Genomic DNA, 491 nt, shown 5'->3' on the forward strand with positions numbered 1-491 from the left:
GTTCTATCTCACTCACATCGTACGGTTTGAAGTCTCCTTTGTACAAGTCGTGCTTCCATGTTTTCGTATAGGGCAACATTTCGGGACGGTGGTCCCAACCGAGATGGGCTTGCGACTTACCGTTAACCAATCCCCAAAGCATCGAACCGACGTTTTCCTCTTTGAACAACGGCAAAATATCGGCAACCGTTGAACCGGCTAAACGGTGGAACCATTCGGTACAAATGACCGGACGACCAAATGATTTCCAGTGCTTAATTTGTTTCTCCGTTTCGGCTTTTGTTGAGTAGAGATGAAACGAAATTACGTCGGAATTATCGGTAATTATTTTGTTCAGTTCGGCGTGTCCGCTCCACGCAGCGACGGTTACCGGCTGCGACGGGGCAACCTCTCTCGCCCAAACGAAAACTTTTTGGACAAGCGGCAGTGTATATTTCCCCCCAATGCCGCCGTTCGTCGGTTCATTGTACAAGTCCCAAACGATAATTCGC

Annotated in this window: 1 protein-coding gene; it reads right to left on the bottom strand. The window is 48.7% G+C overall.

All coding sequences use genetic code 11. From position 1 onward, the window contains the following. Nucleotides 1–491, bottom strand: a 491-nt coding sequence (locus ASC50_RS04195) for a glycoside hydrolase family 2 TIM barrel-domain containing protein (RefSeq protein ID WP_304518324.1), incomplete at both ends; no start/stop codon positions are given.

It is taken from the genome of Candidatus Symbiothrix dinenymphae, from assembly GCF_001431085.1.